The sequence below is a fragment of the Bartonella sp. CM120XJJH genome, assembly GCF_042194715.1.
Taxonomy (GTDB): domain Bacteria; phylum Pseudomonadota; class Alphaproteobacteria; order Rhizobiales; family Rhizobiaceae; genus Bartonella.
In genome coordinates this window covers 152,395-177,648 of the sequence record NZ_JBHINE010000001.1, presented here as the reverse complement: position 1 = coordinate 177,648, position 25,254 = coordinate 152,395, and the positions used below count along the sequence as shown (strand labels likewise).

General features: G+C 38.3%; 13 protein-coding genes and 1 tRNA gene. 8 read left to right on the top strand and 6 right to left on the bottom strand.

Annotated features, from left to right (window positions below; all coding sequences use genetic code 11):
* Window positions 1-12: 12 nt before the first annotated feature.
* From pheT to ACFIKU_RS00635, 6 genes are all read left to right on the top strand, one after another.
* Window positions 13-2,427, top strand: coding sequence for a phenylalanine--tRNA ligase subunit beta (pheT, locus tag ACFIKU_RS00660; protein WP_375656386.1), 2,415 nt, complete (start codon window positions 13-15; stop codon window positions 2,425-2,427).
* Window positions 2,428-2,717: 290 nt separating this feature from the next.
* On the top strand, window positions 2,718-3,626 hold the full coding sequence (locus tag ACFIKU_RS00655; protein ID WP_375656385.1) for a metal ABC transporter substrate-binding protein: 909 nt from the start codon (window positions 2,718-2,720) through the stop codon (window positions 3,624-3,626).
* On the top strand, window positions 3,623-4,453 hold the full coding sequence (locus tag ACFIKU_RS00650) for a manganese/iron ABC transporter ATP-binding protein (protein ID WP_375656384.1): 831 nt from the start codon (window positions 3,623-3,625) through the stop codon (window positions 4,451-4,453). The genes ACFIKU_RS00655 and ACFIKU_RS00650 overlap by 4 nt, the downstream gene beginning before the upstream one ends.
* On the top strand, window positions 4,450-5,316 hold the full coding sequence (locus ACFIKU_RS00645) for a metal ABC transporter permease (RefSeq protein ID WP_273722439.1): 867 nt from the start codon (window positions 4,450-4,452) through the stop codon (window positions 5,314-5,316). Before ACFIKU_RS00650 ends, ACFIKU_RS00645 begins: the two co-directional genes overlap by 4 nt.
* A complete protein-coding gene (locus ACFIKU_RS00640; RefSeq protein WP_375656383.1) occupies window positions 5,313-6,218 on the top strand; it encodes a metal ABC transporter permease in 906 nt (301 codons plus the stop codon). The genes ACFIKU_RS00645 and ACFIKU_RS00640 overlap by 4 nt, the downstream gene beginning before the upstream one ends.
* Window positions 6,219-6,626: 408 nt before the next feature.
* Complete coding sequence (locus ACFIKU_RS00635; RefSeq protein WP_375656382.1) at window positions 6,627-7,013, top strand: YbaN family protein; 387 nt, start codon at window positions 6,627-6,629, stop codon at window positions 7,011-7,013.
* Window positions 7,014-8,591: 1,578 nt separating this feature from the next.
* Here the strand turns inward: ACFIKU_RS00635 and pncB are convergent.
* The 5 genes from pncB to aroA all read right to left on the bottom strand — a co-directional run bounded on the left by pncB (window position 8,592) and on the right by aroA (window position 22,630).
* On the bottom strand, window positions 8,592-9,896 hold the full coding sequence (gene pncB, locus ACFIKU_RS00630) for a nicotinate phosphoribosyltransferase (RefSeq protein WP_375656381.1): 1,305 nt from the start codon (window positions 9,894-9,896) through the stop codon (window positions 8,592-8,594).
* A gap of 132 nt (window positions 9,897-10,028) precedes the next feature.
* Window positions 10,029-18,596: a GH36-type glycosyl hydrolase domain-containing protein gene (locus tag ACFIKU_RS00625; protein WP_375656380.1), complete on the bottom strand. Its 8,568-nt coding sequence runs from the start codon at window positions 18,594-18,596 to the stop codon at window positions 10,029-10,031.
* 227 nt (window positions 18,597-18,823) lie between these two features.
* Window positions 18,824-20,524, bottom strand: coding sequence for a 30S ribosomal protein S1 (gene rpsA, locus ACFIKU_RS00620; RefSeq protein ID WP_375641363.1), 1,701 nt, complete (start codon window positions 20,522-20,524; stop codon window positions 18,824-18,826).
* 133 nt (window positions 20,525-20,657) lie between these two features.
* Window positions 20,658-21,305, bottom strand: a complete 648-nt coding sequence (cmk, locus tag ACFIKU_RS00615; protein WP_375641362.1) for a (d)CMP kinase — start codon at window positions 21,303-21,305, stop codon at window positions 20,658-20,660.
* Complete coding sequence (gene aroA, locus ACFIKU_RS00610) at window positions 21,302-22,630, bottom strand: 3-phosphoshikimate 1-carboxyvinyltransferase (protein ID WP_375641360.1); 1,329 nt, start codon at window positions 22,628-22,630, stop codon at window positions 21,302-21,304. The genes cmk and aroA overlap by 4 nt, the downstream gene beginning before the upstream one ends.
* Before the next feature lie 185 nt (window positions 22,631-22,815).
* Between aroA and ACFIKU_RS00605 the strand changes: the two genes are divergently transcribed.
* Both ACFIKU_RS00605 and ACFIKU_RS00600 read left to right on the top strand, forming a co-directional pair.
* Window positions 22,816-23,196 (top strand): TIGR02300 family protein, encoded by a 381-nt coding sequence (locus ACFIKU_RS00605; protein WP_375641359.1) that lies wholly within the window; start codon window positions 22,816-22,818, stop codon window positions 23,194-23,196.
* A gap of 119 nt (window positions 23,197-23,315) precedes the next feature.
* Window positions 23,316-23,391, top strand: a tRNA-Ala gene (locus ACFIKU_RS00600).
* A 1,171-nt stretch (window positions 23,392-24,562) separates the two neighbouring features.
* Here the strand turns inward: ACFIKU_RS00600 and ACFIKU_RS00595 are convergent.
* Window positions 24,563-25,150 (bottom strand): hypothetical protein, encoded by a 588-nt coding sequence (locus ACFIKU_RS00595; protein ID WP_375641357.1) that lies wholly within the window; start codon window positions 25,148-25,150, stop codon window positions 24,563-24,565.
* Window positions 25,151-25,254 lie beyond the last annotated feature (104 nt).

The window sequence follows — 25,254 nt, the reverse complement described above, 5'->3', positions numbered from 1 at the left end:
TGAGGTTTTAAAATGAAATTTACATTGTCGTGGTTAAAAGATCACTTAGAGACAAATGCATCTTTGGATGAAATTTGTGAGAAACTAACAGCTATAGGTCTTGAGGTTGATTACGTTGATGATCGGTCTTCTTTAAAAGGTTTTGTGATTGCAAAAGTTTTAACAGCAATAAAACATCCTGATGCAGATAAACTCCAGATTCTGTCCGTCGATACAGGAACTTCTACACCTGTTCAAGTTGTCTGTGGAGCACCAAATGCGTGTGCAGGTCTTATTGGTGTTCTGGCACTACCAGGTACTTATATTCCAGGACTCGATGTGACATTATCTGTAGGAAAAATACGCGGTGTTGAAAGTTTTGGGATGATGTGTTCGCAAGCGGAGCTTGAATTATCAAATGAACATGACGGGATTATCGAACTTCCAGAAGATGCACCTATTGGAGATTCATTTGCAGCTTATGCTGGTTTAGATGATCCGATTATTGATATTGGTTTGACCCCTAATCGCTCTGATTGTACAGGTGTTCGTGGTATTGCACGTGATCTTGCTGCCGCCGGAATGGGAAAATTAAAAGAATTATCCTTGTCAAAATTTGAACCTTCCTTTGAAACACCTCTCGATGTTTCATTAGATTTTTCACAAGATTCATCATTATGTTTAGGTTTTGCTTGGCGTGAAGTTCGCAATGTTCAAAATGGTGCATCGCCACAGTGGATGCAACAGCGTTTGAATGCAATTGGTTTGAGACCGATTAATGCGCTTGTTGATATGACCAACTACATCAGTTTTGACCTTGGTCGTCCACTCCATGTTTTTGATGCTGATAAAATTAAAGGTAATTTGTGTGTACGTTGTGCTCGTGAAGGAGAACAGCTTCAAGCACTGAACGAAAAAATCTATCGTTTGGGCGCTAAGAATTGTGTCATTGCAGATGACGATGGGATTGTTTCGATTGCCGGTATCATGGGCGGTGAAAGAACGAGTTGTGATGAAACAACACATCGTGTTATTATTGAATCGGCGCTTTGGGATGCGAAAAGCATTGCACAAACAGGAAGAGCGTTAGGTCTTATCAGTGATGCGCGTTATCGATTTGAAAGAGGTGTTGATCCGGCTTTTATGGAAACAGGGCTTGAGATTGCAACAGAATTGGTCTTAAGTCTTTGTGGTGGTGAAGCATCTAAGAAAAGGATCGCTGGCTATCAGCAACAAGAAATCAAACAGATCGTTTTTCCTTTTTCTGAAATTAAACGTTTAACAAATTTGGAAATAGAGCCTGAAAAAGTCATCTCTATTTTAACAAAACTTGGATTTTTCGTTGAAGGAAAAGGAGATGTCGTTACGGTAAAAGTACCATCATGGCGCCCTGATATTATGGGTAAAGCCGATTTGGTGGAAGAGGTCATGAGGATTTATGGGTTAGATAAAATTAAACCTATTCCTTTGGACAACTTCACAGAAGGAAAAGATCAAACTTTAACATGCGCACAAATTCGCTCACGTGCTGCACGTTTGGCTTTAGTGCAACGTGGTATGAAAGAAGCGGTAACATGGTCTTTTATTTCTGAAAATCAAGCTCTTGCTTTTGGAGGAGGTCAAGAAGAGCTTAAATTGGTTAATCCTATTGCTGCTGATATGTCAATGATGCGTCCTTCCCTTTTACCTGGTTTGATTATGGCGGCACAGAGAAATGCTGATCGTGGTTTTTCCGATCTTGCTTTGTTTGAAGTTTCCAGTATTTATGAGGGCGATACCCCTGATAAACAATACCGTGTTGTTAGTGGGATTCGTCGTGGAACAGAGCAATTTAAAGGGGCTGGGCGTTTTTGGAATGGAAATGCAGCCGTCGTTGATGTTTTTGATGCCAAAGCAGATGCTTTAGCTATTTTAGAGGCATGCAATATAGATGTTGGGAAAGTGCAGATTGAAGTTGGAGCGCCCGATTGGTATCATCCTGGTCGTTCAGGTGTCATAAAACTTGGATCAAAGGTTATTCTTGGTTTTTTTGGTGTTTTTCATCCTGCTACATTAGAAAAATTAGATGTCAGTGGCCCTTTATGCGGCTTTGAAATTTTTCTAGACCGAATTCCAGAATCAAAGAAAAAAACGACCAAAAGCCGTCCTCCTTTGAAACTCTCACCTTTGCAAATGGTGCGGCGTGATTTTGCCTTTATAGCGGATAAAACTGTTGCCTCTTCTCTTATTATTCGTGCGGCAAGTGGAGCCGATAAAAAACTTATTCATTCTGTACAGGTTTTTGATATTTTTGAAGATTTAAGCTTTGGTGAAGATAAAAAATCTGTTGCGATTGAAGTAACTATTCAGCCCATAGAGCGGACTCTAACAGATGAAGATTTAGAAAAGCTTGCCTTAAAGATCGTGGATAATGTTACCAAAATGACAGGTGCATATTTGCGCAACTGAGTATTCTCATTTTTTATGATATATTTTACATGAAGTGGGAGCATTTTTGAGTGCTCCCTTTTTGCTTGGCATTCAAGAGCTATAGAGCTTCTTGAAAGTGGACCTCCTTACCAAAACAAGCTGCCTAAATCATCAATTTTTTCAATATGAAAAAACTATTTTTAAACATCTTGAAAAGTTATTTTTTCTCTTAATCCTTCATTGCAAATGTAAAAGATAACTGCTATTGCTAAATGGTAATGCAAATTATTTGCAATAAAAAGAAGGCATGTAAAGGAAAGAGAAAACCAATGAACGTAAGAACGTTTTTCAGCATAGTTTTTGGAAGTGTTATTTTTTTCACACCCAATTTTGCTTTGTGTGCTGGTAAATTTAAAGCTGTTACGACATTCACTATCATTGCTGATATGGCACGCAATGTAGCAGGTGATGCCGCTGATGTTGAATCCATTACAAAACCAGGTGCGGAAATTCATGAATATCAACCCACCCCACGCGATCTTATGCGTGCTCAGGGAGCGAACCTTGTATTGTGGAATGGATTAGAGTTAGAGCTTTGGTTTGAAAAGTTTTTTCAAAATATCAAGGATGTTCCAAGTGTTGTTGTTTCAAAAGGTGTTGTACCCATTAAAATTGGTGATGGCCCCTTTAGCGGTAAACCCAATCCTCATGCGTGGATGTCACCAACCTCTGCTTTGATTTACGTTGATAATATTCGCGATGCTTTTGTAAAATATGATCCTGAACATGCTGCTATTTATAAAGAGAACGCTGAAATTTATAAACAGAAAATTCGTGCAACGATTGATCCAATTAGGGCTGAATTAGAAGCCGTACCGCAAGATAAACGTTGGCTTGTGACCAGTGAGGGGGCTTTTAGCTATTTGGCGCGTGATTTTGATCTAAAAGAACTTTATTTATGGCCCATCAATGCTGACCAACAAGGAACACCACAGCAGGTCAAGCATGTTATTGATATGGTTCGAAAATACAATATTCATGCTGTTTTTTCTGAAAGCACTATTTCCCCTGCTCCTGCTAAGCAAGTTGCCAGAGAAACAGGGGCTAAATACGGTGGTGTTCTTTATGTTGATTCTTTAAGTGAGAAAAATGGTGAAGTACCCACTTATATTGATTTATTACGTGTCACGAGTGGGCGTATTAGCAATGCTTTATTAGAGGGAGTAAAAAGCCAATGACGGAATGTGGAATATTTGCCCAAGGAGTAACGGTAACGTATCGTAATGGACATACAGCTTTACGCGAAGTGAATTTTGAAAGTCCAAAGGGTTCTATTACGGCATTGGTTGGAGTTAATGGATCCGGTAAGTCAACATTATTTAAAGCGATTATGGGGTTTGTACGCCCCTCAAAGGGAAAAATTCGCATGTTTGATTTGCCCGTTGATATAGCTTTGAAAAAAAATCTTATTGCTTATGTTCCTCAAAGTGAAGATGTTGATTGGAATTTTCCTGTCTTGGTTGAAGATGTTGTATTGATGGGGCGGTACGGTCATATGAATTTCTTTCGCTATGCCCGTACACAAGATTATGAAGCCGTTCGTATTGCCTTAGAACGCGTTGATATGTTGGCTTTTGCCAAGCGCCAAATTGGAGAACTTTCTGGTGGACAAAAAAAGCGTGTTTTCCTAGCGCGCGCTCTTGCACAGAAAGCAAAAGCGATTTTATTAGATGAGCCGTTTACAGGGGTTGACGTTACAACAGAAGATAAAATCATTGCTTTGTTACAAGATCTTCGTAAAGAAGGAGCAGTAATCTTGGTTTCAACGCACAATTTGGGTTCTGTTCGCGAATTTTGTGATCATACAGTTTTAATAAAAGGGACCGTTTTAGCTTCCGGGTTAACAGAAAAAATCTTTACAAAGGAAAATTTGGAGAAAACTTTTGGAGGATCTTTACACCACCATATTTTTGATCTTCAAAGTACAAAAAAAAATGATGTTTTCATGGGAAGAAAGCAGTCTGCAGTTTGTGAAGATATTGAAAGAGTGGAGCACGTTGCATGATTTCTTGGTTGCTTGAGCCACTGAGCTATCAATATATGGTGAATGCAATGTGGGTTTCTGGGTTGGTTGGGTGTGTTTGTGCCTTTCTTTCGGCTTTTTTGATGTTAAAAGGTTGGTCATTGATTGGTGATGCACTTTCCCATTCGATTGTTCCTGGTGTAGCAGGAGCTTACCTTTTAGGGTTACCTTTTTCACTCGGTGCTTTTTTTTCCGGTGGTCTTGCAGCAGCAGCAATGCTCTTTTTTAACCACCGGACAAAGCTTAAAGAAGATACCATTATTGGGCTCATTTTTTCTTCCTTTTTTGCCTTTGGGCTGTTTCTCAAATCATTAAAACCAATGGCTGTTAATATTGATACGATTGTTTTGGGAAATATATTAGCCGTCAGTTCATCAGATATTCTACAATTGGCTTTTATTGGCTTTGTTTCATTGCTTATATTGCTTTTGAAATGGAAAGATCTTCTTGTTTCGTTATTTGATGAAACGCATGCGCATGCCATTGGATTAAACGTAAAGTTTTTAAAGATTCTCTTTTTCACATTGCTTGCCGCTTGTACTGTTGCTGCTATGCAAACCGTTGGAGCGTTCTTAGTCATTTGTCTTGTTGTGACACCTGGAGCAACAGCCTATCTTTTAAGTGATCGTTTCGTGAACATCTTGGTTATTGCAGTTGTAATTGGAACATTCACAAGTGTCTTGGGTGTTTATGTGAGTTATTTTTTAAATGCACAAACAGGTGGGGTTGTTGTGCTTTTTCAAGCATCTTTATTTGTTTTGGCTTTTATTTTTGCTCCTAAACATGGGTATATTGCTGCGCGCTTACGCATAAATGCGGCAAAAAAGGGTGTAATATTATCATGATTGATCAATTACTGCTTCCGTTTCAGTTTTCTTTTATGCTTAAGGGTATGCTTATTGTCATGATTCTTTCTATTCCCATGGCAATGCTTTCCTGTTTTCTTATTTTGAAAGGATGGGCGCTGTTAGGCGATGCTATTTCTCATGCAGTTTTTCCAGGTGTTGTTGTTGGTTATATGACAACACCATGGGTAATCGCATTTTTAACTTCTTTGCCATTTGCTTGGTTTCAGCATATGCGTCCAGAGAATATTACAATGACTTTGATTACTTGCGGTGCTTTTGTTGCAGGAATGGTGTGTGCACTATTAACGGGTTTTTTAGGGAGCAATAGCCGTATCAAACAAGACACGGTAATGGGTGTGGTCTTTTCTTCGATGTTTGGCTTGGGGCTTGTTTTAGCCACGTCTATTTATAGTAGCTTAGATTTGAATCATATTCTATTTGGTAATCTCTTGGGTGTTAATTGGCTTGACATAACGCAGACGGCGATCATTTCTGCTATTGTCACTTTTATTTTAGCAGCAAAATGGCGTGACTTTATGCTGTATATTTTTGACACAGTTCAAGGACGTGCAATGGGGTTACCAATATCTCTACTCCACTATACCCTTCTAACGATGATTTCTCTTACAATTGTTGCGGCTTTGAAAGCTGTAGGTATCGTGCTCGTTATTTCTTTACTGATAGCACCAGGAGCAATTGCCTATCTTGTTACAAAGCGGTTTTCTTTTATGTTAATGATCGCGATACTTGTTGCAGCTTTTTCTGGTTTTTTAGGGATTTATCTCAGCTTATTTATCGGCTCTGATTCTGCTTCTACAATTGTGTTGATCTTGACGTTGATTTTTATGGCTATTTTCATGATGATTTTCTTTCGTCGAAGCACAGTTCAAGAAACTTGAAAATGTTAAAATTCATGCATATCAGCCATGCATTTTTATATATTGTTTCTCATCTTTATTTTAATTAGAGTTCGGGGTGCTAGGTTATTTTTCCTCCTAATATCTAGCAGGTGAATGCAGTACATTTTCTCCCCCCCCCAATGCTGCATTCTTAATTAAGAGGCTGCATTGATTTTTTCTGCAGCCTTTTTATTTTTTTGTTTTTCTAAAATCTCTTCTCTTTTCTTGAAATCATTTAAAATAATTATCATATTGCGTAAGCTATTCGATATTTTCAAGGAACTTATAACAGAAAAGACGCTTACGCATGAAGGGGTAGAGTGTAATTGTTCACTCAGACATGTAAACAAAAAAACAGATACAATGTTTTTGTATAGGATTTTGCGTAGAGGAAAATAGTACGAGAAAATGAAAAAAGATTTTAAGATATCGCACCCTTTACGTATCTGCTATTATATAGCAGGGTGGATAATGGTTATATTAGGTATTATCGGTGTAGTATTACCTATTATGCCAACCGTGCCTTTTTTGTTGGTTGCCTCATGGTGTTTTACGCATTCTTCTCCACGTTTTCATCAATGGTTGAATAATCATCGTATTTTTGGTCCTCCTATTAAGCGATGGGAAGAAAAAAAAGCAATCTCTCCATTTGTTAAAGTTGTTGCAATGATGAGTATGACAGGAGGATTTTTATCTTTTTTCGTAATGGTACACCCTCCTTTATGGATTTCCTTACTTATTGCGGTTATATTATTGCTGATTGCCGTTTATATTGGAACACGTCCATCTTCATAATGATAAAAAAGGCTTTATGAGATACTCTTTTTAGCTTCGACTTATTTGTAAAAACTATGCGGACTTTTAAGTTGTGATTATAAGCTCTCCATATCCAAAATGCATATGAAATAGCGAGCTTTTTGAAAGCAATTAATTAATAATATGTTTGTGAAATAATTTTTATGAACAAAGAAGACTGTTTACGAACACTCAAAATGTTCTCACTTGGTAAACAATGATAAACCACATTCATGGAAGAGAGTCATTCTTTTTGTAAGGCATGTTTGTATGAATCTCTATATATACATCATTGAAAAGTCATTGATATGATAGCCACTTCTTTCTAAAAAGACATTTCGTTTGTTTTTATATCTCTTAATGAGGATATAGTACAAAGCTTACTAAACACCATCATTTTTATACTTATACAGTTAAGCAGACGGTCTATTATATCAATCTTTAATGTTACATCTGTTCTTAGCTTAAGAATAATTCATAAGAAACAACAGAGTTTTTCAAATGGTTTTATGCATACACGCATTCTTATTATAATATGCGAATAAATAAATTCTCTGTCTTTGTATAAAGCTTATTCGAAATAAAAATATTATTGCATTCTCTGTTTTTTAATGAGGTCATGCTCCTCACGTAAAACAAAAGGGCTCCTAAAACATGTTATTTACACATTTATTTTAATGAAACATTTCTCAACGCTTTACTCATTTCATGGTAGCAGACCATTCATGGATAAAGTAAAATCTCCTGTAAAATGTATAAAGTCTATTTGAGCACCATCATCCTTGCCTTGAAAAATGCACACCGACAGTCACCATGCTATTTGTCATCCTCCAATGTTGCCTTAGTAATTCCTAATGTTACAATTGTAGCTTGTCATCTTGTTTTGTATATTTTGACACTAGATTTTGTACCAATTTATTTTTTTTCAAAGAGTTTAAAGATGTTCTCAAAGGGTTTGCAAAACCTTTTCTCATTTTTACTATGGAAACGCACTTTTTTCTAATTTTCGGTAATTTTTGTAATTTGAGGTGTCAAAATCTATTTTGATAAAACGCACATTTAATGGTAACAATTGTACATAAAAACAACAAATTACCACGTATTCATACTTAATCCCACCTCTTCCCACTTAGTACCAAACCTACTGTCAAATTACAACAATAGCCCTTAAAACTTGAAAACCTTCATATATGTAAGGAGACGAATGTGCTTTATTTAACAGGGTTGAAATGAGAGAAACTTATGATATTCGCGCACGCTCATTCAACATGCAAAATGATAGTATCTTGTTATGCCGTATAACACCGTTATTTATGACAATGATATAAGAAAGCCTCCTTGGTTAAACTGCCCAGCACGTTAAGTATTTTTTAATGCGTAGTGAATATTTTTAAGTCTTATTTATCGATCCTTATGTAAGTGAAGCGTATGCGTGGTAGACCAAGTAGAATCTGCTCAAAAAACAGCCAAACTATTTACAGACCAGCAAAGGTTAAGAACCCTCATTCTTAGGGCAGGATAAAAATCAATCTTATAAACAATATGATGATTCAATACACTTGTTTTAAAGAACCGGAACTATGTCTTTATAGGTCTAGCAATTCTCTTTTTATTACCAAAAAAATTGAGATAACGTTGTACTTCTTTTGGATCACCAATCGTTTTTTCAGGATTATCTGAAAGTTTTACGGCTGGTCGACCATTGGCATGTGTGGCTTTACAAACAAGGGAAAGAGCATCAAGAGTTTCGATTTCCTGAGGTGCACAGCCTGTAAAATCATTGGTAAGATCCGTGCCCCATCCAAAACTCATGCGCACTCTACCATGGAAATGATGATAGGTTTTTTCAATTGTATTGACATCAAGAGCATCAGAAAAAATTAAAAGTTTTTTGCGTGGATCTTTTCCTTTTTCTTTCCACCATTGAATAATGCGCTCGCCACCTTCAATAGGGGGCGCACTATCGGGTCTGAAACCCGTCCAATCAGCGACCCAATCTGGTGCATTGCGTAAAAATGCTTCTGTACCAAAGGTATCAGGTAAAACAATGAGAAGATTTCCACCATAATAACGGTTCCAATCTTGCAAGACTTGATATGGAGCTCTGCGTAATTCATCATCGTTGTTGCTGAGAGCCGCAATAACCATGGGCAATTCGTGTGCATTGGTTCCAAGAGCTTCTAAATCCGTATCCATGGCAAGAAGAACATTAGAAGTTCCAGTAAAAGAATTACCAATGCCTTCTTTTAATGCTTCCACACACCAGCGCTGCCATAAAAAAGAATGGCGGCGCCTTGTCCCAAAGTCAGATATTTTAATATCAGGCAATTTTTTGAGACGTTCAACTTTACTCCACATTTTTGCTTTAGCACGCGCATAAAGTACATCAAGAGCAAAACGATCTAGTTTTTTGAGAGCAGCACGTGAACGTAATTCACTTATAATAGCAAGGGCTGGAATTTCCCACATAGAGCTATGAGCCCACGAACCATAAAAATGAAGAATATACTGGCCATCTTTACGGGTTAGTTCATATTCTGGGAGTTGAAAACTCTCAAGCCACTGAAGAAAATCCGGTTCAAAAATTTGTTTGCGTCCATAAAATGTATTACCAGCAAGCCAGATCATTTCTTTTTTTGTAAAGCGCAAACTAAGAGCATGATCAAGTTGAGCACGTAATTCACTCTCATCAATATCATCGGCAAGACGTATTGTTTTAGAGCGATTTATGAGGGAAAAAGTAACATTAACATTAGGATATAACCCCCAAATCATCTGCACCATAAGAAGCTTATAAAAATCCGTATCAAGAAGTGAGCGAATAATGGGATCAAGTTTCCAAGTGTGATTGTAAACACGTCTAGCAATATCCGGATGATTCATAACCTTTTTCTTTCAGTTTCATAAAATCTAAAATATTATGCACCAACACGGCTAATATAGGCGGTGCAATATAGCAACTATACAGTTTTGAGCAAGAATAAAAAGTCTTCTCTCTTTTTTCATCTTTCATCTCTAAGATTTGACAATACGTATAATTTCATGCTGACCTGTTTTTTGTAACTTTATCCCTGTATGAACTTCGGTATATTCTTTGCCATTAACATGGAGCATATTTTTAGGTCCCCATTTTACTTTAATGCTATAAACGGCATCATAAAACTTCATTGTTGCTTCATATTTTGGCCAAATAGAGGGTAAATGTGGTTGTAAAAACAACAGATCTCCCTGACGCTGTATTCCAAGAATAGCTTGTGTTGCGGCGCGGTAAAACCAACCGGCTGAACCTGTATACCAAGTCCAACCGCCTTGACCACACCGTGGTTCAACAGAATAAATATCTGCGGACATCACATAAGGTTCAACACGATAAATTTCAGGATCTTGTCCATGAGTAATTGGGTTTATCATAGAAAATAAAGCATAAGCTTTATCGTTTTGTTCCATTTCAGCCAACGCAAAAATACTCCAAATGGCACCATGCGTGTATTGACCACCATTTTCTCGGATTCCTGGAGGATAACCTTTTATATAACCAGGCTCGAGTGTACTTTTATCAAACGGTGGCCAAAAAAGGCGAATGAGTCCGCCTTTTTTATCATAGAGATGTTCCAACATTGATTTCATCGCTTGTTTTTGACGTTCAGGCGATGCCATTTGAGAAATGACAGCCCAAGATTGAGCAATGGTATCGATTTGACATTCATCATTGATTTTAGAGCCAAGAGGTCTTCCATCATCAAAATAACCACGTCGATACCAAGCACCATCCCAACCGTTTTCTTCTAGGGATTTTGTTAAATGTTCAAGGTACGTACTCCATATTTGCATATGGCTATTGTCACCACGTTTTTTTGCTAAAGAGATAAAAGCTTGTAATGTGTACCCAAGAAACCATCCTAACCAAATGCTTTCGCCTTTTCCTTCCACACCTACCAAATTCATGCCATCATTCCAATCCCCACCTAAAATAAGAGGGAGACCATGTGGTCCGCAGCGTTTAATGGCAAGGTCTAAAGCTAAAGCACAATGTTCATAAACTGTTGCACCCTTTGAGGATTGGATAGGTTGAAAATAAGCATCCTGTTGCTCACTTTTGAGAACATCACCTTCAATAAAAGGAATGAGCGTATCAAGAAAGTCATCATCGCCAGTGGTATTAACATAAAGAGCTGTTGCATATGCAAACCAAACGATATCATCAGAAATACGCGTACGAACACCAGCATTTGTGTCAGGCAACCACCAATGTTGCACATCACCTTCAAGAAATTGGTGCGCTGCTGCATTTAACAATTGTTCACGTGCTAATTGTGGTTCCAGCAATAACAAAGACAAGCTATCTTGTAACTGATCACGAAAACCAAATGCACCACTCGCTTGATAAAAGCCTGCGCGTGCCATGATGCGGCATGCGTAGATTTGATAAGGAAGCCAATGGTTGACCATAAGATTAAAAGAAGCGTCAGGTGTTTTGACTTGGAAAGGAGAAACAAAATCACTCCATTGCTGTTTTTGTTTTGTGAGCAGAATTTCAAAATCACTTGCACGCACTTGATTGAGTAATTTTTCAGCTTCTTGTCTGTTTTCAGCACTGCCAAGATAGAAGATGATTTCTTTTGTTTGCCCTGGTTGAAGATCAATATCATAGGCGAATGCTGAACAAGGATCACATCCTGCTTCAATGGTATTCGAAAGAGCATCGGCTTTACGGATCGCAGTTGGATGCGTTACGGTTCCCATTGCACCAATAAATTCAGCGCGATTGGTCGTGGTGCTGGTTGGCATTTCGGATGCTGATAAAAATGTAACTTGTTGAGATTTCTCGATGTTATAGGGATTTTGAATAAAATGTGCACCCCATCTGGCCTCATAAGAGGAAACAATAAAAGGGGCATATTTTGTACGGACATTTCCTAAAACCCATTCAACATAATTATAAAGGCGTAAACTACGTGGCTTTTCCCCTTCATTCGTGAGGGTAAGACGTGAAAAGCGAATAGGTTTTTCGGGATCGACTGTATGAGTCAGTTCTAACGCAATTTCTGAATGTGTCGATTTAAAAGTTGAAAATCCAAAACCATGACAAGCTTCATAGACAATATTTTCATCACATTCTACAGCAGAAACGGGTGAAAAACGTTTTAAAGACTGGCGATCAACCAGATAAAGAGCTTCTCCTGGCCGGTTAGACGTTGGATCATTCGCCCAAGGAGTTAGTTGATAATCGCGGCTATTGTTAACCCAAGTAAAAATTGCACCTTCAGCAGAGACATGAAAACCAAATCTGTGATTAGCAATGACATTAATCCACGGATGCGGTGTGGTACGTCCATGTAGACGTATTATATAATGATTGTGCTGATTAAAACCGCCATAACCATTCCAATATCTTAGATCTTCTCCATTTGGGAGAAAAGAGGAGGATTTTTGTTGACTAATAAGACCAATGGAAGAAAAAAGATTTTGTTCAGTTTGTGTTGTAAATTGCTTTCCTTCGTTATATCTTGGCAAATCTAATTGATCATAAGATTCTTGATAATTTTTACGAATTGTGAGATTAAAATTATTCTCATCAAGTCTTTTAAGTTGTTCAGATAAAGAGCCATTTTGGGCATCAAGAACGATGCGCGCTGATGCAAGAAGCGTTTTAAAACTCTGTTCACTCATTTGATCGCGTCGAAGCATGAAAATATGTTGGCGTTCATCTGCTTTTTGCGTGTGGTGATAATAAGATTCACAGACCCACTCAAGAGCGCGTTGTGTATTTTGTATATAGGAAAATGTTTGTTCGTTAAGAATGACCAAATCAACAATGAGTCCACGCATACGCCAATATTCGTGTGCTTTAAGGAGCTCGCGCAGTACGGTTATATTTCCCTCGTTATTTAACCTAAGAAGACAGAGTGGATTGTCTCCTGAGATAGACATGGGCCAAAGATCAGACTGTTTTCCTAGCGTTTTTGCTAATATTTCAGAAGGAAGACGCCACGTTCGTTCTGGATAAATAAGTGGTGTTGCATATTTTTGATAGACAATAGCTTCTTTAAGCTCAGTTCCGCTCTGATACAGTGCGACTTGTGAGCGCGTCCATGCCATTGAAAGTTCTTTTTGAAACATATCAGGTTGTCGATAATGTTTAATATGATTATTTAGCGCTTCTTTTGTATGAGCAGCAAAAGTCCAAAAAATAAGTTCTGCTTTTTCATGGGCTGGAATTTTTATACGGCATCGCAATGACATAACAGGATCAAGAACGCAACCTTGACTGTTACTGAAACGAGCATTTTGGTCAAATGCAACAGGCCGATGAATGGATCGCCCCCGCCCAATAAACAGAGAGCGATCCGTTTCAGCTTCTGTCTCTCGGAGAGTATCTGTTGTACTGGAGACAAAATGGGCAACATATATTTCAGGATCACTAGGTGAGCGTTTACGCCTTTTGGCAAAAATTGTTTTACCTTCTTCAGCAATTTCTGTCTCTATAAACATACGGGAAAAAACAGGATGAGCTTGGTCTGTGCCCATTGTGGCAAGCGCTAATTCACCATAAGAAGTCACTTCAATGAGACGCTCTTTATTTGTCGTATTCATCAGTTGAATACGTCTACCTTCGCCACATCCTTCAGATGTAATAAGACATTCAAGTGTTGATTTTATACCATCAACCATTTTTGTATATTCAGCCTTTTCATCTGTAAAAATGCTGACAGCTTCTTCTTCAATAACACGTGTTGGCTCACCAGTAACAGACCACCACCGTCCACTATGCGTATCGCGTAAGAAGAATAAAGTACCTTGTTGATCTTCTGTTGCATCAGGAATAAAGCGCGTAATCGCATAATCGTGCCAACGGCTGTAACCAGAACCATTCGCTGTTAACATGGTAGAATAAAATCCATTAGACAAGAGTAAGGTTGCTCGTGGTTTGAGCAACGGATTTGTAATAATGCGCAAAGGGGCAGCGTCAAATGCTTGAGACTTATTGCGCATACGATTAACAGCTTTGGTATGAATAATAGGAATAAGATGAGGCGCTCTTTCCTGTAACAGCAGTTGCGTTGCTTCAATAACGGGGTCACGGTGAAAACGATCACGCATTCGTCCTTGAAAAATAACATTGTTAAGAGCAAGGATCGACATGCCATGATGGTGCGCATAATAATTGCGTACAACAGCGTATTTTTCCCCTGTTTTCACGCGTGAAGGGGTAAAATCGACAGAGTCATAATAACCATATGTTCCTAAAGCTCCAAGATCACGGAGTCGTTTTAAATTAGCGACAGCGCAAGCAGGAGCATATTGTGCCGCTAGAAGGCTGGCATAGGGAGCAATGACAGCATTGCGTGAAAGACCACGTTGGAGTCCGAGGTTTGGAACACCAAAATGAGCGTATTGGTAATTCATTAAATGATCGCGAGCATTAAATGCGGCTTCTGAAATGCCCCATGGCAATTCCCGTTTATGGGCATATTGTATTTGACAACGAATAATCAATCGATTTGTTTGATCTAGGAGAGATCCTAAAGGTTCATGCATTACGAGAGATGGCATCAGATATTCGAACATCGATCCAGACCATGATAGGAGCGCACCTTTCCAACCTATGGGGACGAGGAGTCGACCAAGACGAAACCAATGTTTAAGTTTTATATCTCCTTTTGCGATGGAAAAAAAGCTTGCAAGACGTGCTTCTGAAGCAAGTAGATCATAACAATTTTCATCGAGTTTGTTTTCTTGAACACGATATCCAATAGATAAGAGATGCCGGTTAGGCTGTTCTAAAAAATCAAATTTCATATCAAAGGCTATTTGCCGTGCCACTATAGCCAGTCTGTTTAGTTTTGTATGTAATTTTTCAGGATCACAATGAGCAGTCTCATCATGATGATAAGCGTTACAGGTATCGATAAGGCATTTAGCCCAAGAAAGCGCACGCGCAGATTCTATCGTTTGAATTTCATGGTCAAGTTCACCGACTAAGCGCACAATATCGTGGGCTACAAGTGAAAGATCTATGATGTGAGAAGGGAGCGTATTTTCTTGTTCTGCAAAAGTGAAGACAGAGTCATGAAAACGAGTGATGTTTTCTTCGATTTTTTGGCGTAAAGAGCGTAACCTAGGTTGATAATCTGGAATTTCTCTGACAGTTTCTTCAAGAATAGTAAGAACATCTGATAAGCCTTCTCGATCAATTTGAAAAAAAAGATGCGGTTTTTCAGCCCATTCACTTAAGGCAGAAGAGAGTGTTATCAAATGACCAGCAAGATTTCCTGAATCAACAGTTGATACATAAGTAGGTAAAAGAGGCCTGAGCGTATCCGTTTCATACCAATTATAGAGATGACCACGGAACTTTTCCATTTTTGTAAGAGAGCGTAATGTACATTCAATGCGGGTAATAGTCTCTTCAAAACCAATCCAGCCAAAATCACGTGCTGCAATAATAGAAAGGAGATAAACGCCAATATTCGTAGGAGATGTACGTTGAGCAACAAGAGGTTCAGGATCTTCTTGAAAATTATCGGGAGGCAAATAGTTGTTTTGTGCATTGACAAAAGTTGCATAATAAAGCCATGTCCGCCGTGCAATAGAGCGGAGTTTTTTTTCATCTTTTGAAGAAAGATGAAGGCTATCTTGAAAGGTTGAAGGTTGACTCACAATCCAAGCAATGAAGGGTGAAAAAAACCATGCTATCCCAAAAGGCAAAGCAATCAAGCTTGCAAAACTATCAGAAAAAAGAGGGAGTGCTATAGTAAGGACACCAATAAGCGATGCTGGTGCCATTGTAAAAACATAGAAAAGCAAACTGTTGGGCATTGATTTTGTTGCGGCAGAAGTTTTCCATTCAAGAAGATGCTGTTTTGAAATCATCATACGATAGAGTGTACGAATAATCGCATCGGTCATAAAATACGCCGAATGAGCAAGAAACGTCGTTTTAAGAAATATATCAGCGCTTGTAAGAGCAGTTTTGTTCCAAATTAATTGAAAATGTCCCCGCAAAGAATGATCTATATTGGATGAGACAAGCGTTTTTAATACACATAGAATGGGTGAAATGAAGGAGCTAACCAACAAGAATATTTGCCAAACGATTGCACTCTTTAAAGACAAAAAAGCCCATCCTGCAAGTGATGCGATTAACCACATAAGTGGAGTGAGAGAACGACGTAAATTATCCAGCATTTTCCAACACGTCACGGAACTTATTTGACGGTGGGAAAAAAGATAAGGCAAAAGCTGCCAATCACCGCGGACCCAACGATGATAACGCATAACATCAATATTATAAGCAGTTGGATAATCTTCGATGACTTCTATGCTACTTACCAGAGCAGTACGAGCATAACCTCCTTCTAAGAGATCATGACTAAGAATAGTATTTTCTTTAATTTTGCCATCAAGCGCTTGTTCAAATGCATCAATATTATAAAGACCCTTACCGATAAAGGTGCCTTCTCCTAAAAGATCTTGATAAGTATCAGAAACAGCAAAAACATAAGGATCAATGCCACGGTTGATAGAAAAAACCCGTTGGAGAATTGATGTTTTTTTTCCTGTTGTAAGCGAAGGAATAATGCGTGGTTGTAAAATGCTATAGCCCTTTACAACCTTTCCACTTTGTGGATCAAAAACAGGATGATTGAGTGGATGATTAAGCTTTCCAACAAGTTTCGCGACGCTCTCTGGAGTAAGACGTGTATCACAATCCAGCGTCATAACAAAACGGCAATCCATAGGAAGATGTGGATTGGGAGGATAAAAGCTTGTGTTTTTATCGCCTCTTAAGAGTCGATTGAGTTCATGAAGTTTTCCTCGCTTTCGTTCCCATCCCATCCAACATTTTTCGCTTTCATTATAAAGGCGTCGGCGATGTAAAAGGAAAAAAAGAGGAAGTTCATCACGATGATACCGACTATTGAGTTTATCAATACTCTTTTGCGCATAGTGCAATAAATCAAGATCATCTTGCGTTTCTCTCAATGGAGCATCCACCCAATCTGTAATGAGTGCAAAATGAATGGCACCTTTAGGATTGGAAAGATAGTGCACTTCAAGATTGCGCACTTGCTCATCAATATCATCGCGTGATGTCATCAAAGTAGGTACAACAACCATTGTCCGTGCATGTTTTGGAATACCTTCTTTATATTCATAGCCAATGAGTTGTCTTGATGGGACAAACCACGAAACAACAGTGTTAAATAAAGCAAAAGCAGCATCGATAGAAGGAAAAAGCGCCAATACAGTAAAGCAAAAAGACAGCCATTGTGTCATGCCAGATATTTGTAAAAGGGCGTAAATTACAAGCAAAAGAGCGAGCGTCAGAAAAGAGACAGGAATGGCGATGACTCTCAATTTTGAGCAACAGGAAGCGCGTGTCCATTTTATGAGAAAGGGCGGGATATATCCACAAGCCTTTTCAAATATGCCACGACCATCATCAACAAGATACCACCCCACACAAGAATGATGAGGCATATCTTTAGAAGTGGAATTTGCCATTTCTACAACTTTATGTGCAATTTCCAGCTCACTAAGAAGCGAAAAGCGTGAAACTTTTTCAATGACTTGTCGATAAATATTGCGTGAGTGAGAATCAATTTCAGAAAAATCACTATTTTTACGCAAAATAGAATCGACACAACTCACTGTTTCAAACCATGCTGTCCAATCAACATCATCTATAGCTTTAAGAGCACGGATAATATTTCCCATGGTCACACCATCTGCTGCTTGTCTGGTATGTTCATCAGCTGTTGCAATCTCTAAGCTACTGCCTTGGCTTTTCAATTGCTTTTCAAGCCAATTTAATGCTAGGGTTGAATCGACAGATGCACTGCGCAGACGATAGAATAAATGTGCTGAAAAAGTTGGATCAACAGTAAATGGTTTATACTGCGTAAAAAGAGAGTGTAGATTTGTTTTATTTTCTACAAGAGAAATTTTATCAGCCACTTGACGAGCAAGATGGCGCATATGTCGCGCTTTTTCGATACGGACTGAAAGACGACGGACATTTTCAATGAGCAGCATTTGCATAACAGAAGGAAGAGCCCACAATTCACCAATTGTGAGCGCACAAACTTCTTGAAATCCGTTGGTTATAGCAGTGAGTGTTTCTTGTGAAAAGCTGCTATCGGTATGCGCAATATAAAGCCAAGTTAAAGCAAAAATTCGTGGTATTCCCGCTTTGTATGTAGAAAGAGGAAGTTGCTTTATGAATGACTTGGGCAGATTACGACGTAGCTTTTGTATGGTTTTATCAATGGTGTAATGATTATCAATGAGCCATTGAGCAGACGGTGCGATGATTTCATCATTTCGGGCAGCAAAATCACTGATATGAAAGGCATGAAGAATAAGTTTAGCATTTTCATTCAATCTCTTGCGAAAATCTTCTACTCCGTCATATTCAGGGAGTAAAATTTCTTTACCAGAAGCTATATCATGCCCTAAGTTATAAAGATCTTCCTGTACCTTATAAATTGCACGAAGAGGAAAATTCGTATTAATAAAATAGTCTTTTTTCTCTTTTTGAGAAAAAAAGCACTTTATGAAAGGTATTATGCACGTCATAATGTCCCATTGTTATCTAATTACATCGTTTTTTATTTAAATTGTAAGCATTTTATCTGAATAGTGAACCGTTGACAGACAAAAAACAAACTTTTTGTTTTTATTTGCAAGCATTTATAATTTTTGACGCCAATAATTAGAAAATAAGCAGACAATTTTTTAGAAAATAAAAAGGTCACCCTAAAATGAGTGACCTTAATAACACCGTAAACTTTAGTGATTGATGATTAATCTTGTTCTTGTTTTTTCAAAGCTGCACCAAGAATATCACCAAGAGAAGCACCTGAGTCTGTAGAACCATATTGTGCAACAGCTTCTTTTTCCTCTGCAATTTCTAAAGCTTTAATCGATACTGAAATTTTACGTGTTTTTTTATCAAATGCTGTAATGCGAGCATCAACCTTTTGCCCAATTGCGAAACGCTCAGGACGTTGCTCATCACGATCACGCGCGAGATCAGCACGTCGAATGGTTGTCTCAAGGTTGTGGTCAATCAATTTCACACTAATGTCATTGTCGTTAACAGCAATCACTTCGCATGTTACAACAGCACCTTTTCGCAATTCGCCAGAAGCAGCTGCTTCTCCAACTTTATCACTGGAAAGCTGCTTAATTCCAAGGGAAATGCGCTCTTTTTCAATGTCAACATCAAGGACCACAGCTTTAACGATATCGCCTTTATTGTAAGTATCAATAACTTGTTCACCAGGACGGTTCCAATCAAGATCAGACAAATGAACCATACCGTCAACATCGCCTTCAAGCCCAATAAACAGACCAAATTCTGTTTTATTTTTAACCTCTCCTTCAATTTGCGAATTGACAGGAAATTTATTGGCAAAAGCTTCCCATGGATTTTCAAATGTTTGCTTTAAGCCAAGAGAAATACGCCGTTTAGAAGGATCAATCTCAAGAACCACCACTTCTACTTCTTGTGATGTAGACAGAATTTTTCCAGGGTGAACATTTTTCTTCGTCCAGCTCATCTCAGAAACATGGATCAGCCCTTCAATTCCTGGCTCAATTTCAACAAAACCACCGTAATCAGTAATGTTGGTAACAGCACCCGTAATTTTTTTACCAATCGGATACCGAACACTGATGCTTTCCCAAGGATCACTTTCAAGCTGTTTCATTCCAAGAGAAATACGGTGCGTATCTTGATTAATGCGAATAATCTGAACTTTAATCGTTTGACCAATTGTGAGTACTTCAGATGGGTGATTAACACGCCGCCATGCCATATCTGTAACGTGCAAGAGACCATCAATCCCACCAAGATCAACAAAGGCACCATAATCTGTGATATTTTTCACCACACCTTCAACGATTTGGTTTTCTTCAAGATTTTGTACAATTTCTGAACGTTGCTCGGCGCGACTTTCTTCTAAAACAGTACGACGTGAAACCACAATATTACCACGACGACGATCCATCTTCAAAATTTCAAAGGACTGTGAATTATGCATGAGAGGTGAAACATCACGAATGGGACGAATATCAACTTGGCTGCGCGGCAAGAAAGCAACGGCACCATCAAGATCGACTGTAAAACCACCTTTTACTTGGCTAAAGATCACTCCATCAACGCGTGCACCAGCATTGAATTTTTCCTCCAAACGGACCCAACTTTCTTCGCGTCGTGCTTTTTCGCGCGATAAAACAGCTTCACCCATCGCATTTTCAATGCGTTCAATGTAAACCTCAACTTCATCGCCAACTTGCAAAGAACCGTCTTTTGCTTTAGCTCCAAATTCTTTGAGAGGAATACGTCCTTCGACTTTAAGACCAGCATCAATAATGGCCATGTCTTTTTCGATTGCAATAACACGACCTTTAACAACAGATCCTTCATTAAGATCATTAGTTTGAAAAGATTCTGTTAAAAGGGCTTCAAAATCCGCTGTTGTGGGATTGTATTGTGACATAAGAACTCCTAATATATACCTTGTATTATAAGGTATGAGCGCTAGGTTAGTGTTAACATAAGCAACTCCTTAGCCTTTTTCCTTGAATAAAGGAAGAAAAGTTAGCGCTAGGCTAGAAGTCACCTTAACGAATTTATCCAATTATATGCATTTTTATGATTGGATCAATAAAACTACATGCAATTTCGAATGTTGCTTCTATACTCAATTCTGACGTATCAAGCAAGTGGGCGTTTTTTGCTGGTTTTAGTGGACTTTGTTTGCGCGTTATATCGCGACTGTCGCGCTGTTCAAGTTGAGCTAGGATTTCATGATAATTTGCCTGAACACCTTTTTTTAAAATCTCCTGATAGCGACGTTTGGCGCGTGTTTGAACATTGGCTAGAACATAAAACTTGATATCGGCATCAGGACAAACAATAGTTCCGATATCACGCCCATCAAGCACACAGCCGGGCAAAACTTTAGCAAAGTTGCGTTGTTTTTCGACAAGAATTTTGCGTACAGAAGGGTTAATCGCTATTTTTGAAGCCGCTTCACCAAGTTCATGAGAAGAAAGAAGAGCAGGATTTAAGGTATTAAAATCAAGTTCTTTAGCATAAATAATAGCATTTTTTTCATTATTAAGAGCTAAATTTTGTTGTAAAAGCGTATGAGCAACACTACGATAAGTAAGACCAGTATCGAGATGGCGAAGACGATAATGTGCAGCAATTTTGCGTGCTAAGGTTCCTTTGCCTGAGGCTGCGGGTCCGTCAATGGCAATAACAAAAGGCTTCAAGCGATTTTCCCCCCAAGTTGTTTTATAAAAGGAATAAATTCCGGAAAGCTCGTAGCGATCATTCGTTTATCATCGATGGTAACAGGTTTCTCTGATACAAGCCCAAAAATGAGAAAACACATAGCAATTCGATGATCAAGATGTGTGGAAACATGTCCACCCCCCAAACCTTTGGCAGAACCTTTCCCATAAACAATAAGAAAATCTTGACCTTCTTCACAGTCTACGCCATTAACTTTGAGTCCTTGAGCAACAGCAGACAGCCGATCTGATTCTTTTACACGCAATTCTTCAATTCCTAACATCACTGTTTTGCCTTCTGCAAAGGCTGCTGCTACTGCCAAAGCAGGATATTCATCAATCATCGATGGAGCGCGTTCTTTGGGCACCGTAACACCTCTAAGGACCGATGATTTTATCCGTAAATCAGCAACATCTTCTCCCCCTGTTTGACGTCGATTCAAAAATTCAATTTGAGCACCCATTTCCCATAATGTTTCGATAAGTCCTATTCGAGAATTATTTATCAAAACATTTTCAATGGTAATATCAGAGTCTTCTACAAGAAGGGCTGCGATAATTGGAAAAGCAGCAGAAGAAGGATCACCCGGAATATGAATCGTTTGCCCAGTAAGATGGGGCTGACCATTAAGATGAATCAAACGCGCACCTTCGTTATCTTTTTCTATTTCAAGTTGCGCACCGAATGCTTTTAACATTTTTTCCGTATGATCTCGTGTCAGAACTGGTTCAATAACAGTTGTAATGCCGGCGGTATTAAGTCCAGCAAGCAGGATTGCTGATTTAATTTGGGCGGAAGCTATTGGAACACGGTAACGTATCGGATTGGCCATTTTTGGACCATAAAGCGTTAAAGGAAGGTGATCGTCGTGCGTTGCCTCAATTTCTACCCCCATGAGACGCAGTGGATCAAGGATACGTCCCATTGGACGTTTAGAGAGAGAAGCATCACCAATAAAGGTTGTTTTCATATGATACGGACCAACCATTCCCATAACCAAACGAGCACCTGTTCCAGCGTTTCCAAAGTCTAAAGGTTTTTGTGCAGCTAAAAGGCAACCATTCCCTGTTCCTCGTATGATCCAGAAGTCATCTTTTTTAATAATACAGGCCCCCATAGCTTGCATAGCAGTAGCTGTATTGAGTACATCAGCACTTTCAAGTAATCCATGAATATATGTCTCACCATTTGCTAATCCTCCCAATATAAGAGAGCGATGAGAGATTGATTTATCTCCTGGTATTTGAATTTTTCCAGAGAGACTACTCGATTTATAGGTAGTTATAGGGATTGCTTTTTGCATGGAAATTCTATTTAATTCTATCTAACTTTTATGAAATTGTGCATCCTTTAGCACATGCTTTAAAGGACGTCATGAAAAAATCACTGTGGAACAGTGTATTTATCTTTGACAAAGGCATTATTTTTCGATTAAGCACCATAAAATCTATCTTTTAATGGAATAATATAATCAAAGAGGCACGGTTTATGGCAAAACAAGAACTTGGAACTAAACGTGTTGATCCAGAAACAGGAAAAAAATTTTACGATCTAAATCGCGATCCTATTGTATCGCCCTATACAGGAATTTCTTATCCACGTTCTTACTTTGAAGTTGCAGCAGCTGAAGCAAACAATGAGGAAGAAGTTGATACTGAAGAGCTTGATACAGCACTTGAAAAATCTGCTTTTATGCTTCTTGAAGATGATGATGAGGATCCTAAAGATGACGATCTTCCTGATTTAGAAGATAGTGATGTAGATCTTGGTGATGATGATGATACATTTTTGTCTCATGATGGTGACGACGAAGATGATGATGTTACTGATATTCTCGGAGGTGGTGTTTCTAATGATGACGATGCTTAAGAAAAGTAAAAAGAGGACATCTTTTCCATTGAATGTAAATTCTTCTTGATCTTCAATTTTGATCGTTCTAGAAAAGCTGGAATTGTATACTTTACCTTTTGGGAAAATTTGTTTTTATAGGGGCTATAGCTCAGCTGGGAGAGCGCTTGCATGGCATGCAAGAGGTCAGCGGTTCGATCCCGCTTAGCTCCACCAAAAGGACCAACTGTTCTATCAAGGGAATCAAATAAAGGATGTGTGCATCAATTTAAAAGGTCTATGTTCTATTTAATCATCATTCCAATAGCGCCTGTTCCTTGCATTTTAATGATATTATAATACATTTTTAATCATTTGTTGGATTATAAAATTTTACTGTTGTAACTGTGAAAGTAGATAATTTTTTATGCTTTGCACAGAAACAGAAAATGAGCTGTTTAACTCACGCCTTGTTTTAAAAGACAAAATTTGCATTTCTTATATCACAATATTTCCACAAAATCATAATATGTTGATTATCGGTATCTAAAAGGTACGAAGCACCTAAACAAAAATTAGAGAATAAAATATTCTTCTCAATTATTGCGAATCAAAACTTTTTTCGAGTATTTTTTGCCTGATCAGATGTCCTGCCAATTAAAAAATTACCTACCTTGAGTAGCATTTACCTGCTCAATACTAAGGTATATTAATGCTTAAATAATACATTGAATCAATTAATTTTTTCCTTGCACGTCACAAGCAAGATTGAGGTATGAGAGCAAAGTGGCGCCACCGTTATACGTGCTAATTCCCAATGTTTCCGATAATTCTTACATTTGAGAATGTTCGTAAGAGACATTTTTAGTCTTTTCTTTCACAGCTTTTATCCACATGCCAATTGCACTTGTTATGTGCAAGCCAATGTTTTTTATTGATTCAACCTCAAGAGATCTGAAACGATAAAACCCTACGCCATTCGAGATTCTCACTTTAATATGATGCTCGAATTGCATTTTTTTGATTACTATTTTATACGCTTAACAAAGAAAATATTTATGTAATAATCAGCCAGTAATACGCATAATGAAAATAAAAAATGATATTATATTTCAAAATTTTTCTTCAATAATCTCTAGTACTTAGCCCAGTGCGAAATGCCAGCGCCAAATAGAAGATAGTTTCCATTGTAAATTTTTTAAACACAGGAAGTCAAAACATCGAAAGTGCACTCAAATATATTGTGCATTGCAAAAGCTTCGGTCTCTTGAGTTTATTCTAAAAAATAACAATTCACTTCATTTGACAATCGGAAAAATGATCCAGCCCCTTGTCACACCATAAGAAATTTTGCTCTCAAATACTTTTACCACAACAACTTCCTAATTGAGATTTTCAAAAATCTTCCCTAACGCCATCCACATCTCTTTAATTGCTGTTCATAGAGCCTCGATATCCTTGCCATGCGCTGTGCTGCCTGTGAAAGTGCAGCAGAGGCATGCCCGCCACTACGCGCATAAGCACCATGTCCCATATGATAATTTAAATAAAGGCTATATGCATCATCAAATCTCACCCCATTGCGTTGAACACTTTGGCGATGGTACCAAGCAACAAAATCAGCAGAATCTGCAAAATTCGTACGCCATGCAAAAGATCTGCCCGTAGAGCGAAGATACATTGCCCATGTACTGTCAAGCGCTTGAGAATAACCATAAGCTGTCGATTGACGCTTCCATGGAATAAAACCAAGTAGTTTCTTGCGTGGAGGACGTGCATTGTGACGAAAGCTCGATTCCATCTTAATAGTTGCAAGAATAATCGGCATAGGAATTCCGTAGCGCATTTCTGCTCTTTGAGACACCTTACCCCAATTATCAAAAAAACCATTTTTTTGTGCTAAAATAGCACAAGCATTGTTTGTGTGTATGGGAGTAGTTGTTGCACATCCATCTAGCAGAAACACCAGTGCCCCTAAAAACAAAAGGTGTCGCATATCCCTATTCCTCTCGTTTAAGAAATAAAACAAGATAGAGATACTAAAAAAGTATTACCAATCAATAAAGAACATGTTCTGACTTGTGATATTTAAGAAGCTTT